The organism is Streptomyces nigra, from assembly GCF_003074055.1.
GTDB lineage: Bacteria > Actinomycetota > Actinomycetes > Streptomycetales > Streptomycetaceae > Streptomyces > Streptomyces nigra.
On sequence record NZ_CP029043.1, the window covers coordinates 857,979 to 872,040 of the forward strand.

Consider the following 14,062-nt stretch of genomic DNA (forward strand, 5'->3'; position numbering starts at 1 on the left):
GTGCGCGCCGATGGACCAACCGATGGGGAGGCTGGGATGGCCGGGACGGACGAGGAGGCCGTCGCCGCCGCGGACGATGCGCTCTATGTGCTCACGGCGGTGCTGCTGACGCCGGCGAAGTTCCCGAGCGTGCTGGGCGACGATTATCCGGAGGCCTGCGCGGCGCTCGGGCTCGCCCCGCTCGCCGACGGTTACGGCCTGGTGCTCGGCCAGGACGGCGAAGGCGCCCGGTGGACGGTCGTCATCGACGACGTCTCCCTGGTGGCGGTGGCCATCGCGTCCTGGGACTGCGGGATGGAGTACGACCTGTCGCCGGACGAGCGCACGGTCGTGGCCGCCCTTCCCGGGTGGCCCCTCGCGGTCGCCGTGGCCGCCCCCAACGTGCCCGCGCCGCACGACCCGGACCCCGAGATCGCGGACGGCCCGCCGCTGACCCCGCCGGACACGAGCGTGTGGGGACCGGCGCAGCGACGCCTCGGCGCCGACGAGATCGCCCTCCAGTGGGCGATGTGGCGCGAGCAGATCGGCGACGACGACTTCGCGGCGCCCGGCACCGCCGCCTCCTCCGCGGACGCGGAAGACGGCGAGGACGAGAGAGGGGAGAAGGGCAAGGCCGCCCCTCCGGGAGGGCACAGCGGTATCCGGCGGGTGCTCGCCGAGGCACGCGCGTACGTGGACTCCCCGCCGCCGCTCGGCCGCGTCCGCTCGTCCTTCGCCTCCGGTGACGCCCGCACCCTGCGGGCGGACGGCCCCGGCTGGTCCATGGTCGCCCGGACCGACGACATCGCGTTCGTGCTGCTGGACGACGAGCCCGGCGAGGTCCTGCCGGTGGGCCGTGGCCCCGAGCTGCCCGGGCTGCTGGAAGCGCTCGACAAGATGGCGGTCCGCCCGAGCTGAGCCGGCCGGTCCGCCGTCCGCGGACACGCCCCCTGTCGTGGGGACCCATTCGGCAGTCGCGTTCCATGTGGTTCCAGCCCATGGATGAGGCGGAGCCGGGACCGCACCATGGGGCAGCCCTCGAGGCTTGCCCGCTTCATGTGCCGTCCCTCTTCCGCCAGGAGTGCTGCCATGCGCCTGTCCAGAGCCGTCCCGTTCCTCGCCGCCACCTTGCTGGCCGCGACCCTCGGCGGGCCCGGCCCCGCCTCGGCCGCGACGGGTACCGAGCAGCACTGCGCCCGCCAGGACCGTCTACGGGTACCGGGAGCCTCCTTCCAGCAGACCGCGTGCCTCGCGGATCTGACGACGACGGGCCTCGCCGGCACCCCGTACACCGACATGGCCGACCAGGCCGGGCTGACGGCACGCGACACCCGGAAGCCGTCGGGCGTCCCCGGCGTCCAGATCGACGGCTACTTCCCGGACTCCTCCCGCTTCAACTCCACGCACGGCTGGAACCATGACGCGCAGTTCGTGATCCGGTTGCCCGACCGGTGGAACGGCGGCCTCGTGGTGACCGGGGCGCCGGGGACCCGCAAGCAGTACGCGACGGACACGGCGATCTCCGACCAGGTGCTGGCGCAGGGGTACGCCTACGCGGCGACCGACAAGGGCAACAGCGGAGCCGACTTCTACCGCGACGGCCGGCGTCCCGGTGACGCGATCGCCGAGTGGAACACGCGGACCACCCAGCTCACCCGGGCCGCGCGCAAGGCCGTGGCCCAGCGCTACGGGCACGCTCCCCGCCGGACGTACATGACCGGCATCTCCAACGGCGGCTACCTCACCCGCTGGCAGCTGGAGAACCACCCCGAGCTCTACGACGGTGGCGTGGACTGGGAGGGGGCGCTGTGGACGGTGAACGGCCCCAGCCTCCTCACCTCCCTGCCGACCGCCGTGGCGCGGATGCTGGGCTCCGCGCGCGACGAGGACCTGTACGCCGCCGGCTTCGCCCGCGGCTCCGAATTCCTGTGGCCGTATCACGAGCGGGCGTACTGGGGCATCACGCAGAAGATCTATCGCGCCGAGTTCGACCCCGCGTACGACCCCGCCTGCCCCGGAGCCTCGGCCGGCACCACAACCGACCAGATCCTGGCGCCCTGTGCCTCCGACGCCTCCTACGACTACGCCTCCCGGCCCGCCTCCGTGCATCGCGCCGTGGCCCGCGTCGCGCTGACGGGACGCATCGGCCGCCCCCTGATCACCCTGCACGGCGATCTGGACACCCTGCTGCCCAAGGCCGCCGACTCCGACGTGTACGCGCGCATGGTCGACGGAAGCCGACGCGGCCGGCTGCACAGCTATGTCACCGTCACCGGCGGCACCCATGTCGACGGCCTGTACGACTCCTATCCGGACCGGCTCCGGCCGATCCTTCCCTGCTACCGGTCCGCCTTCGACAGGCTGGTCTCCTGGGTGGAGCGAGGTGTGCGCCCGCCCGCGGACCACACGGTGGTCAGGCCGGTGGACGGCGACGTCGTGAACTCCTGCGCGCTGTAGGCGTCTGGCCCGCCACCCTCGAGGGGCCCGCAAAGGGGCCGGTCAGCGACCGAGCTCCTTGCGGGTGGCACGCCGCAGCCTGCGCCGCTGTGACGGATCGAGGGTGAGGTAGGCGGCGGCCGGGACCCCGAGCACGATCAGGAGTGCCGCCCACCAGGGCAGCCAGATCAGCAGGATGAGACCGACCGCCACACCTCCTGCGGCGATCTTGGCGTTCTTCGACATGTGCGTCGCCTCCTTCGCGGCCACTGCCGCTCTCTGACCTGAAAACGGGCCCGCGTCTCCGGCAGTTCCGCACCGCACCCCTGAGACGACCCTGAGGTCCGGCCCCTAGTGGTCGCGGGTCACCTTGATCCGCAGTCACCGCTGAGGCCGCCTCGTGGACGGGGTGACCTGGGTCACACCATGACCGTACCCGCCGGACGGTCGAATGGTGTAGCCTCGGCGACTCGTCTTCGAGTAGTCAAATTTGAGGAGTGCTGCTCAGTCGTGCCGAGGCTTCCCGAGGCAAAGGCAACTTCGTCCGACGTCCCCGACCTGTCCTCCTGCAACGTCGTGTTCCTCCCGGGCGAGCCCGCCCGCGCCGGTCGGGTCGCCTTCTGGCGGTCCGACGGCGGCGCAGTACCCACTCTCCCCGGCGGGAGCGTCGAGGAGCTGTCCGTCGTCGTGCCGGGTGAGGACGGCGCGGAGCAGGTGACCGTACCGGCGCTGCTGCTCCCCGTCCGCGCCGCGCTGCCGGTGCTCACCCGCGCGCGTAGGTCGCCCCAGGCCGCCCGTGCGGGCGTCTTCTGGGGCACGGCGGCCGTCCTCGCCCTGCATGTCGTGGCCCGTGGCCTGCTGCTGCCCGGCCTCTCGGCCGAGGACCACGACGCGTGGCGGGCCGGGCCGCTGCCCCCCGAGGACATCGAGCGCATCCGGCTGCTCGCCGCCGCGATGCCGCCCGAGGCGCACGCGCTGCCGCTGCCCGGCGAGGAGCCGCTGAGGCTGCCGGACCCCGAGCGGCTGGTCCGCGCCTTCCTGGACGCGGTCGCCGACACGCTCCCGCGCTCCCCCGCCGCACCGCTCGTCACCGGCGGGCCGGCCTACGCGGCGACGCCTCCCCAGCACCTGCCGGGGCTGCGCGCCTGGGCCTCCGACGTCGCGGCCGGCCATGACGCGGGCGTACGGCTGTCCCTGCGCGTGGAGTTCGCCGGTGGCGCCGAGTTCGACGCGACGTTCCAGAGCGGCGACGCGCCGTCGTTCCGGGCCGTGCTCCAGGTCCACAGCGTGAGCGACCCGACGCTGGTCGCGGACGCGGTGGAGGTGTGGGGCGGCTCCGACAGGTTCGAGCCACGCGCGCGTATGGACACCCTGCTGGCGCTGCGCCGCGCCGCCCGGGCCTGGGCTCCCCTGTCGCCGCTGCTCTCCGCGGCCGTCCCGGACGCCGTCGCCCTCGCCGACGACGAGGTGACGGACCTGCTCCGGGAAGGCGCTCACCGGTTGTCCGGGATCGGCGTCGAGGTGCACTGGCCCAAGGGCCTCGGCCTCGCCCGTGAGCTGACCACGCACGCGGTGATCGGTCCGCCGGACGACGCGACCGGTCCGGGCGCACTCTCCTCCGGAGCACCCGCGTTCCTGTCCGCCGACGCCCTGCTCTCCTTCGACTGGTCGTTCGCCCTGGGCGACCAGCGGCTCACGAGCGAGGAACTGGACCGCCTCGCCGAGGCGAGCCGTCCGGTGGTGCGTCTGCGCGACCAGTGGGTCCTTGTCGATCCTCACGAGGTGCGGCGCGCCCACGCGCGGGGCGGACGTGACCTCAAGCCCATCGACGCGCTCGGAGCGGCCCTGACCGGGTCGATCGAGGTCGACGGCCGTCAGGTGGAGGTGCGTTCCACGGGCTGGCTGACCGCGCTGCGGGAACGGCTCGCGGACCCCGAGGGGCAGGAGCAGATCGACCAGCCGCCCGCCCTCGCCGCCACGTTGCGGGACTACCAGCGGCGGGGCCTGAGCTGGCTGGCGCGCATGACGTCCCTGGGACTGGGCTGCTGCCTGGCGGACGACATGGGCCTGGGCAAGACGATCACGTTGATCGCGCTGCACCTGCACCGGCAGGGCGACCCTTCGTCGGCCGGGCCGACGCTCGTCGTGTGCCCGGCGTCCCTGATGGGCAACTGGCAGCGCGAGATCGAGAGGTTCGCGCCCGGCACGCGCGTGCGTCGCTTCCACGGGGCCCGGCGTGACCTCGCGTCCGTGGGACAGGGCGAGTTCGTGCTCACCACGTACGGGACGATGCGTCAGGACACGCACCGGCTCGCGACGGTCCCCTGGGGCATGGTCGTCGCGGACGAGGCCCAGCATGTGAAGAACCCGTACTCGGCGACCGCGCGGGCGTTGCGTTCCATCGACGCACGCGCGCGTGTGGCGCTCACGGGCACCCCCGTCGAGAACAACCTGTCGGAACTGTGGGCGATCCTGGACTGGACGACACCCGGTCTGCTGGGCCGCCTCGGCACGTTCCGCAGACGGTACGCCGACGCGGTCGAGAGCGGTCGGGACCCGGCCGCCGGGGAACGTCTCGGCCGCCTCGTACGCCCGTTCCTGCTGCGCCGGCGCAAGTCCGACCCGGGGATCGCGCCGGAGCTGCCGCCGAAGACGGAGACGGATCGCACGGTGTCGCTGAGCGCGGAACAGGCGGGCCTGTACGAGGCCGTTGTCCGGGAGGCCCTCGCGGCGATCGCCGGCGCCGACGACATGGCGCGGCGCGGTGCGATCGTGAAGCTGCTGACGGGGCTGAAGCAGATCTGCAACCACCCCGCGCAGTACCTCAAGGAGGACGTGCCGCGGATCGCCGGACGGTCCGGAAAGCTGGAGCTGCTCGACGAGTTGCTGGACACCATCCTCGCCGAGGAGGCGAACGTGCTGGTCTTCACCCAGTACGTCGGGATGGGACGGCTGATCGAACGGCACCTGGCGGCCCGGGGCATCGCCGTGCAGTTCCTGCACGGCGGAACGAGCCTGGTCGAGCGCGAGCGTATGGTGCGGCGCTTCCAGGACGGCGAGGTGCCCGTCTTCCTGCTGTCGTTGAAGGCCGCCGGCACCGGGCTGAACCTCACGCGCGCCGAGCACGTCGTGCACTACGACCGCTGGTGGAACCCGGCCGTGGAGGCGCAGGCCACCGACCGCGCGTACCGGATCGGCCAGAACCGGCCCGTGCAGGTGCACCGGCTGATCACAGAGGGCACCGTCGAGGACCGTATCGCCGACATGCTCGGCCCCAAGCAGGCACTGGCGGACGCCGTACTGGGTGCCGGCGAGGCGGCCCTGACGGAGCTCACGGACGCGGAGCTGGCCGAACTGGTGGAACTGCGAGGGGGCGCACGATGACCGGACGCGAGGACGATACGGAGGGACGGAGCACCGATGTGGAGCGCACGTTCGCCGCGTTCCCTCCCGCGCGCGGGAGGGGCTTCGCCGCCACCTGGTGGGGTCAGGCCTGGCTGACGGCGTTGGAGGAGTCGGCTCTGGATCTCCGGCAGCTCAAGGCGGGACGCAGGCTCGCGCGCGCGGGAGCGGTCGGCGTCGTGTCGGTGCGGCCCGGGCGCATCACGGCCATGGTGCGGGGCCGCGACCGTACGGCGCACCGGGCGGACGTGCTGGTGGAGCCGCTGGCCGAGGCGCAGTGGGAGCGATTCCTGGACATGGCCGTGGAGCGGGCGGGGCATGTCGCGGCCTTGCTGGACCGGGAGATGCCGCCGCATCTGGTGGAGGACGCCTCGGTCACGGGGATCGATCTGCTGCCCGGGCTGGGCGAGCTGGAGCCCGAGTGCGCGTGTGGTGCCTGGGACCACTGCGAGCACACGGCCGCCCTGTGCTACCAGGTGGCACGGCTGCTGGACGAGGACCCCTTCGTCCTGTTCCTGATGCGCGGGCGGGGTGAACAGACCCTCCTGGCCGATCTCCAGGTCCGCGGCGACACGGCGTCCGCCGACGGGACACGGGACTCCCCCGCGTCCCGCGCGCGGCCGGGCGTGGACGCCACGGAGGCGTACGCGACCGGTGACATCCTGCCGCCGTTGCCCGCCCTGCCCGAACTGCCCACGGAACCGGGGGTACCGCCCTCCCTGGACACCGAGGCCGCACCGGGCGTGCCGGGCGTGGACCCCGCCGCCCTGGAAGTCCTGGCCGCCGGCACGGCCGGGGAGGCGCACCGCATGCTGGCGGAGGCGCTGCGAACCACGCCGGGGACGGTCTCGGAGTTGACGGTCGCTCAGGACGCGGCGCGTCTCGCCGCGGGCGCGTCGGACGCAGGTGTGATCGAGCGGCTGGCCGAGGGTTCGGGGCGTGGTCGCGAAGGGCTGGAGACGGCCGTACGCGCGTGGCGGCTCGGTGGTGAGGCGGCCCTGTCCGTGCACGACGAGGAGTGGCAGGTGGAGGGCGAGGCGCTCGCACGCGCGCGTGCCGCTCTGGAGTCGGCCTGGGACGAGGACGAACGGCCACCGCTGCGGCGTGACGGAAACCGCTGGACGGTGGAGGACGCACCCGCCCAACTCCGCCTGGGACGCGACGGCCGCTGGTGGCCCTACCGCGAGGAGGCGGGCCGGTGGGTGCCCGCCGGAGCACCCGCGCGGGACCCCGCGACGGCACTGGCCACCGCGCAACCCGACGGTCACCGGACCGACGGCCCCCTGGTGCCCGAGGGCCCGTGACTACGGCAACGCGCCCTCCAGGGACGGCAGGAGCGATTCAAGACCGCTCGGGAAGCCGCTCGGCAGATCGCTGGGGAACCCTGACGGGAGGGACGTGGGGAGCTCGCTGGGCAGCCGGGTCGGCAGCTCGCTGGGGATGCTGAGGGACGGCCGGGGCGAAGGGCCCGTGGTCGTCCCGGCCGGCGAGCCGTCGTCGTCCCCGCCGCGCGTGGCCAGTACGACGGCCGCCACCACGGCCGCGACGGCGACCACGGCGACGAGCAGGACGATCAGCGGATTGCGGGGACGCCTGGGACCGCCGCCACCGTACGGGGGCGGCCCTCCGCTGCCGTAGCCGTCGGTGGGCGGGCCGAAACCGCCCGGAGGCGTGTGGCCCGGGGGCGGTCCTGGCGGCTGAGGCGGTACGGGGGGCGTGGCCATACCGTCAAGGGTCGCAAGGCCAGGGCCGATTCGCGACCCCGTCAAGGGAGTTGGGACGGGTCCCGGCCATGGACCTCATGATTCCGGAACAATCGCTCGATTCATGACCGCACCGAACGGCCCATCATGGCCGCAGCCGCACGGCCGAACAGCACCGCGTGTGCACCGCCCGTCCCTCGCCAGGCGGTGCACACGCGCGCGTGCGTGGCGTCAGCCGCGGGCGCCCAGCAGGTGGTCCATCGCGAGCTGGTCGAGGTGCTCGAACGCCATCCCGCGTGCGGCGGCCGCGTCGACGTCGAACTCCTCGAAGGCCGAACGGTCGGCGAGCAGGCCCTTGACACCGTCCGCCGCGGTCGGCTGGGCGAGCTCGTCAAGACGGGCGGCGCGCAGGGCCTCCTGGACCTCCGGGTCGGCGCGGAAGGCGGCGGCGCGCTCCTTGAGGATCAGGTAGTTGCGCATGCAGCCCGCGGCCGACGCCCACACGCCGTCGAAGTCCTCGGTCCGCGGCGGCTTGAAGTCGAAGTGCCGGGGACCGGTGTAACCGGCGCTCTCCAGAAGGTCGACCAGCCAGAATGCGGAGCGCAGGTCGCCGGCGCCGAAGCGCAGGTCCTGGTCGTACTTGATGCCGGACTGGCCGTTGAGGTCGATGTGGAACAGCTTGCCCGCCCACAGCGCCTGGGCGATGCCGTGCGGGAAGTTGAGTCCGGCCATCTGCTCGTGGCCGACCTCGGGGTTGACGCCGTACAGCTCGGGACGCTCGAGGCGCTCGATGAACGCCAGCGCGTGGCCGACGGTCGGGAGCAGGATGTCGCCGCGGGGCTCGTTCGGCTTGGGCTCGATCGCGAACTTGATGTCGTAGCCCTGGGAGGTGACGTACTCGCCGAGGAGGTCGAACGCCTCCTTCATGCGGTCGAGCGCGTTCCGCACGTCCTTGGCGGCACCGGACTCGGCGCCCTCACGGCCACCCCAGGCGACGTAGGTCTCGGCGCCGAGCTCCACGGCCAGGTCGATGTTGCGGATCGTCTTGCGGAGGGCGTAGCGGCGCACGTCGCGGTCGTTGGCCGTGAAGCCGCCGTCCTTGAAGACGGGGTGGGTGAAGAGGTTGGTCGTCGCCATGGGCACCTTCATGCCGGTGGCGTCGAGGGCCTCGCGGAAGCGCTTGATGTGCGCCTCGCGCTCGGTGTCGGAGGACCCGAAGGGGATCAGGTCGTCGTCGTGGAAGGTGACGCCGTGGGCGCCGAGCTCGGCCAGGCGCTGCACCGTCTCGACCGGGTCGAGGGCGCTGCGGGTGGCGTCGCCGAACGGGTCCCGTCCCTGCCAGCCGACGGTCCACAAACCGAAGGTGAACCTGTCCTCGGGGGTGGGCTGGTAGCTCATGACGCGGCTCCTTGCTTACTGACGACTGCTTGAACGACTCGCTACGACTATTTCGTCATGGCGGTTTACAAATTAGTATGCCAACGCGTCCCTGGGAAGGGACACGATGTCCCCGAAAGGGCCGGATCCGGGTCGCCACGCGCCGGACGGCCACAAAACAGCAGGTCAGAGAGCCGCAGAGCCGCGGAAAAAGGGAGAACCCGATGTCAGCAGCCGAGGGTCCGCTCGTCGTCGGCGTGGACACGTCCACCCAGTCCACCAAGGCGCTGGTCGTCGACGTGTCGACCGGGCGGGTCGTCGCGAGCGGCCAGGCACCGCACACCGTCACGTCCGGCGCGGGCCGCGAGAGCGACCCCCGCCAGTGGTACGACGCCCTGTGCGAGGCGTTGCGCCAGTGCGGCCAGCCCGCGCGTGAGGCGGCCGCCGTGTCGATCGGCGGGCAGCAGCACGGTCTGGTCACGCTGGACGAGCACGGTGAGCCGGTGCGTCCGGCTCTGCTGTGGAACGACGTGCGCTCCGCGCCGCAGGCCCGCCGCCTGACGGAGGAGCTGGGCGGTGCGAAGGTCTGGGCGGACCGGACGGGCTCCGTCCCGACGGCCTCGTTCACGGTGACGAAGTGGGCGTGGCTGGCCGAGAACGAGCCGGAGTCGGTGCGAGCCACGCGGGCCGTGCGCCTCCCCCACGACTACCTCACCGAGCGTCTGACGGGTCAGGGCACCACCGACCGGGGCGACGTCTCCGGCACGGGCTGGTGGGCGTCGGAGACGGAGACGTACGACGCCGGGATCCTGGAGCACGTCGGCCTGGACCCGGCGCTGCTGCCCCGTGTGGTCCGGCCCGGCGAGGTCGCGGGCACCGTGCGCGACAGCCACGACCTGCCCTTCTCCAAGGGCACCCTGGTGGCGCCCGGCACCGGCGACAACGCGGCGGCGGCGCTGGGCCTCGGCCTGCTCCCCGGCGCGCCGGTCCTCAGCCTCGGCACCTCGGGCACCGTGTACGCCGTGTCGCGGCGGCGCCCGGCGGACCCGACCGGCACCGTGGCGGGCTTCGCCGACGCGCACGGCGACTGGCTGCCGCTCGCCTGCACGCTGAACTGCACTCTCGCCGTCGACAAGCTCGCCGCCCTGCTGGGCCTCGACCGGGAGGCCGTGGAACCGGTGTCGAACCTGACCTTCCTGCCCTTCCTGGACGGCGAGCGGACGCCGAATCTGCCGCACGCGTCCGGTGTGCTGCACGGCCTGCGGCACGACACCACTCCGGGGCAGCTTCTGCAGGCGGCGTACGACGGTGCCGTCCACGCGCTGCTGGGCGCCCTGGACCTGGTGCTCGACGAGGACGCGGACCGTTCGGTTCCGCTGCTGCTGATCGGCGGGGGCGCCCGGGGCACGGCCTGGCAGCAGACCGTCCGCCGGCTGTCGGGACGCCCGGTTCAGGTCCCGGAGGCCAAGGAGCTGGTCGCGCTCGGCGCCGCCGCGCAGGCCGCCGGGCTGCTGACCGGCGAGGACCCGGCCGCGGTCGCCCGGCGCTGGAACACCGCGCGCGGGCCGGTGCTGGACGCCGTGGAGCGGGACGACGAGACGCTGGCGAGGATCAGCGGGGTACTCTCCGACGCGGCCCCGCTGCTGGAGCGGAGCCCTGAGGCGCACTGAGGAAGACGGAGGCATGACCGCACCGCTGCACGAGGTCAACCCGGCCGGGGCCGGGCGCACGCTGCCCGACACCCAGCAGGGCATGCGCCGCCGCAATCTGGCCCGGGTGATGCACACGGTCAGCGCCGAGGGACCGCTCTCGCGCGCTGCCGTGGCCTCCCGTATCGGGCTGACCCGCGCTGCGGTGTCCACCCTGGTCGACGAGCTCATCCGCTCGGGCCTGCTGGAGGAGCTGGGTCCCGAGCGGCCCGGCAGGGTCGGCCGTCCCGGGTCGGCCCTGGCGGTCAGCGCGCACGGTCCGGCCGGGATCGGCGCGGAGGTCGGCGTGGATCATCTCGCCGTCTGCGCCGTGGATCTGCGTGGCGAGGTGCGGGCCCGCGCGGTGCGGCATGCCGCGAACCGGGGCCGGGCCGCCGAGCCCGTGCTCGCCGAACTCCGCGAGCTGGTGGACCAGGTCGTCGCGGAGGCGGGCCGTGAGGGGCTGTGGCCCGCCGGTCTGGCGGTGGCCGTGCCGGGTCTCGTGGCCCGCGACGCCCGCACCGTCGTCCGCGCCCCGAACCTCGACTGGCGGGACGCCGACCTGGGCGACCTGCTCGCCACCGACGTGCCCCTCACGGTCGGCAACGAGGCCAACTTCGGCGCCCTCGCCGAGCTGTGGCTGGGCGACGAGACCCCGCCGGACTTCCTGCACGTGTCGGCGGAGATCGGCATCGGCGCCGCGGTCGTCGTGGACGGATCACTGCTGCACGGGACCCGTGGATTCGCGGGCGAGCTGGGGCATGTCCCCGTCCAGCCCGAGGGACCGGCGTGCCCGTGCGGGGGCCGTGGCTGCCTCGAGCAGTACGCGGGTGAGGAGGCGGTGCTGCGCGCGGCCGGACTCGAACCGGGCGAGGACCAGGTGGGGCTGCTGGCGCGGCGGGCAGCCGCAGGGGACGAGGACGTACGGGGCGCACTGCGCGAGGCGGGGACGGCGCTCGGCATCGCGCTGACGGGCGCGGTCAATCTGCTCGACCCCCGCACGGTGGTGCTCGGCGGCGCCCTGGCCGCGCTGGCGCCGTGGCTTCTGCCGTCGCTGGAGTCCGAACTGGACCGCCGGACCGCGGGCCCCGCCTGTCCGGTGTCCGTGTCAAAGCTGGGCCCGGAGGGTCCGCTGCTCGGGGCCGCGCACGCGGTGGTGCGGGCGGTGCTGGACGACCCGGCGTCGGTGGCCACGCGGGCCTGATTCGGGCCTGAATTCCGCCTGCGCGAGGCCCAGTTCACTCACACGAGTGAGCGAGTTGTCCACAAGTCGCGGGCCGTCCACGGAAACCGGATCAGCCCTTCTGCCTGGTGGTTCGGGGCCGTACCTTGATTCACACGCCGCCCGCACGGGCCGGGTGAGGAACCCGGGCGGGCGTCGCCCTCTCCTCTCCTCTGGGCTCCCGCCCACACCCCACCCCTTGAGAAAGGCGGTTCACGTCGTGGAGCGCGTACGTCCGCACCTCAACAGACGTCGGGTCCTACAGGGGACCGCACTCGCCGCAGTCCCCTACGTCCTGCTTCCCGAGCGGCCGGCCGGGGCGCATGTCCCCGGACCGGATCAGCCGTCCGCCGAGTGGAGGCCGGCGGGCAGAAGCGCGTACACGGCCGTGGCCCCCGGGACGGTCCGCCCCATAGACCGCGTGATCATCCACATGACCCAGACCGCCTACCGAAAGACCCTGTTCCTCTTCGAGGCCGGACGGAAGAAAGTGTCCGCGCACTACGTCGTCCGGTCCTCCGACGGGCACATCTCGCAGTGCGTCCGCGAGTCCGACATCGCCTGGCACGCGGGGAACTGGGAGGAGAACGAGCGCAGCATCGGCATCGAGCACGAGGGCTGGGTGGACGAGCCGTCCTACTACACCGACGTCATGTACGAGGCTTCCGCCCGCCTCACGGCCGCGATATGCGCCCGGCGCGGGATACCCAAGGACCGCGCGCACATCATCGGGCACCACGAGGTGCCGGGCAGCGACCACACCGATCCCGGACCGCACTGGGACTGGGCGCGCTACCTACGTCTGGTCGACGCCGCCTGAGGGTTCGTACGGCCGCGCCGCCGGGACATCGTTCGAGTGAGCGGCGTCGAAGTGGTTGTCGGCACGCCTACCCGGCGTGACGATGTCCCCAGCCGCATCGCCGTCCGGGGAGGCCGACGTGTCCGATCCATGGGTGGCCCTGGAGCCCGGGACCGACCCTGCCGAACGTGTCCGAGTGCTGCGCCGCGCCCATGAGACCTTCACCGCGGTGGGCACCGTGCCGAGGCCGGTACGTGCCGTGGTGGCGGACTCGTGGCGGCGATCGGCGCGGGCGGGGGTCGGTCCGGACGGCACGGCGAGCGTGGAGCTGGCGGACGGCGACCTCGGCACCTACCGGGCGGAGCATCCGCTGGCGCGGGTGATGCCGTTGTTCCGGGAGCTGATGGGCACGTTCGCCGCCGACGGGGAGCATCTGCTCGCGGTGTGCGACGCGCACGGCCGACTGTTGTGGGTCGAGGGGCATCCGGCGACCCGGCGCAAGGCGGACGGGATGAACTTCGTGCCGGGGGCGCGCTGGGCGGAGACGGCCGTGGGGACGAACGCGCCGGGGACGGCGGTCGCCGTGGACCGTCCCGTGCAGGTGTTCGCGGCGGAGCATTTCATCCGCCGGGTGCAGCCGTGGACGTGTGCGGCGGCGCCGGTGCACGATCCGCGCACCGGGCGGGTCCTCGGGGCCGTGGACATCACGGGCGGGGACGGGCTCGCGCATCCGCACAGTCTGGGGTTCGTGCAGGCGGTCGCCCGGGCCGCGGAGTCCCATCTGGCGCTGCTCGGCCCCCAGGACGACCCGGTGGGCGCGCCGGAACTGACGGCGCTGGGGCGGGATGAGGCGCAGTTGCTCGTCGCCGGCCGCAGGATCAGGCTGAGCCGGCGGCACAGCGAGATAGTGGTGCTGCTGGCACGTCATCCGGAGGGGCTGACGGGGGACGAGCTGCTGTGCGCGCTGTACGAGGACGAGTCGGTGACGCCGGTGACCCTGCGCGCCGAACTGGCCCGGCTGCGCCGGACGTTGGGCCCGTCGTTGCTGGGCTCGCGGCCCTACCGCCTGCTGGTGCCGGTGGAGTCGGACGTGGCGGTCGTGGAACGGCGGCTGGAGGCGGGCGCGGTCACGGCGGCGGCGACGGCGTACGCCGGGCCGCTGCTGCCGGGTTCGCAGGCGCCGGCGGTGGTGCGGCTCAGGCGCCGCCTGGCCGACGGGCTGCGGACGGCCCTGATCGCCCGTCGCGACCCGGACCTGCTGGCCGACTGGGCACACGCGCCGTGGGGTGAGGACGACCTCGACGTGTGGCGGGCGCTGGCGGCGGTCCGGCCGATACCGGCCGTACTGTCGCGGCTGGCTGCGCTGGAGCACGAACTGACGGCCGGCCCCGTACGGGAGCGCCGTTCGCCGTGGTGAGCGCGGCCGTGGGCGGGGCGGGGCGGCGGGGGGGGCGGG

At 73.5% G+C, this 14,062-nt stretch carries 11 protein-coding genes; 8 read left to right on the forward strand and 3 right to left on the reverse strand.

All coding sequences use genetic code 11. From position 1 onward, the window contains the following. The first annotated feature begins 36 nt into the window (after window positions 1-36). Window positions 37-897, forward strand: coding sequence for a hypothetical protein (locus DC008_RS03960; protein ID WP_108705738.1), 861 nt, complete (start codon window positions 37-39; stop codon window positions 895-897). A 171-nt stretch (window positions 898-1,068) separates the two neighbouring features. Then, on the forward strand, window positions 1,069-2,436 hold the full coding sequence (locus DC008_RS03965; protein WP_108705739.1) for a tannase/feruloyl esterase family alpha/beta hydrolase: 1,368 nt from the start codon (window positions 1,069-1,071) through the stop codon (window positions 2,434-2,436). A gap of 42 nt (window positions 2,437-2,478) precedes the next feature. On the opposite strand, the gene DC008_RS03970 is transcribed toward DC008_RS03965, so the two are convergent. After that, entirely contained in the window at window positions 2,479-2,661 is a 183-nt protein-coding gene (locus DC008_RS03970) for a hypothetical protein (RefSeq protein ID WP_053751218.1), read from the reverse strand. 180 nt (window positions 2,662-2,841) lie between these two features. On the opposite strand from DC008_RS03970, the gene DC008_RS03975 reads away from it, so the two are divergent. Both DC008_RS03975 and DC008_RS03980 read left to right on the forward strand, forming a co-directional pair. After that, window positions 2,842-5,799, forward strand: coding sequence for a DEAD/DEAH box helicase (locus tag DC008_RS03975; RefSeq protein WP_108705740.1), 2,958 nt, complete (start codon window positions 2,842-2,844; stop codon window positions 5,797-5,799). After that, window positions 5,796-7,121, forward strand: coding sequence for an SWIM zinc finger family protein (locus DC008_RS03980; RefSeq protein WP_108705741.1), 1,326 nt, complete (start codon window positions 5,796-5,798; stop codon window positions 7,119-7,121). Before DC008_RS03975 ends, DC008_RS03980 begins: the two co-directional genes overlap by 4 nt. Here the strand turns inward: DC008_RS03980 and DC008_RS03985 are convergent, their stop codons facing one another. Continuing rightward, complete coding sequence (locus DC008_RS03985; protein ID WP_108705742.1) at window positions 7,122-7,541, reverse strand: hypothetical protein; 420 nt, start codon at window positions 7,539-7,541, stop codon at window positions 7,122-7,124. A 210-nt stretch (window positions 7,542-7,751) separates the two neighbouring features. Then, on the reverse strand, window positions 7,752-8,918 hold the full coding sequence (gene xylA / locus DC008_RS03990) for a xylose isomerase (protein WP_055622291.1): 1,167 nt from the start codon (window positions 8,916-8,918) through the stop codon (window positions 7,752-7,754). A gap of 203 nt (window positions 8,919-9,121) precedes the next feature. Between xylA and xylB the strand changes: the two genes are divergently transcribed. From xylB to DC008_RS04010, 4 genes are all read left to right on the forward strand, one after another. Continuing rightward, the gene (xylB, locus tag DC008_RS03995) at window positions 9,122-10,567 is read left to right on the forward strand and encodes a xylulokinase (protein WP_108705743.1); all 1,446 of its coding nucleotides are present in this window, start codon (window positions 9,122-9,124) and stop codon (window positions 10,565-10,567) included. Window positions 10,568-10,580: 13 nt separating this feature from the next. Further along, entirely contained in the window at window positions 10,581-11,789 is a 1,209-nt protein-coding gene (locus DC008_RS04000) for an ROK family transcriptional regulator (RefSeq protein WP_108705744.1), read from the forward strand. Window positions 11,790-12,240: 451 nt separating this feature from the next. After that, complete coding sequence (locus DC008_RS36420; RefSeq protein WP_382107486.1) at window positions 12,241-12,627, forward strand: N-acetylmuramoyl-L-alanine amidase; 387 nt, start codon at window positions 12,241-12,243, stop codon at window positions 12,625-12,627. Window positions 12,628-12,709: 82 nt separating this feature from the next. Next, window positions 12,710-14,023 (forward strand): GAF domain-containing protein, encoded by a 1,314-nt coding sequence (locus DC008_RS04010; protein ID WP_108710559.1) that lies wholly within the window; start codon window positions 12,710-12,712, stop codon window positions 14,021-14,023. Window positions 14,024-14,062: the final 39 nt, after the last annotated feature.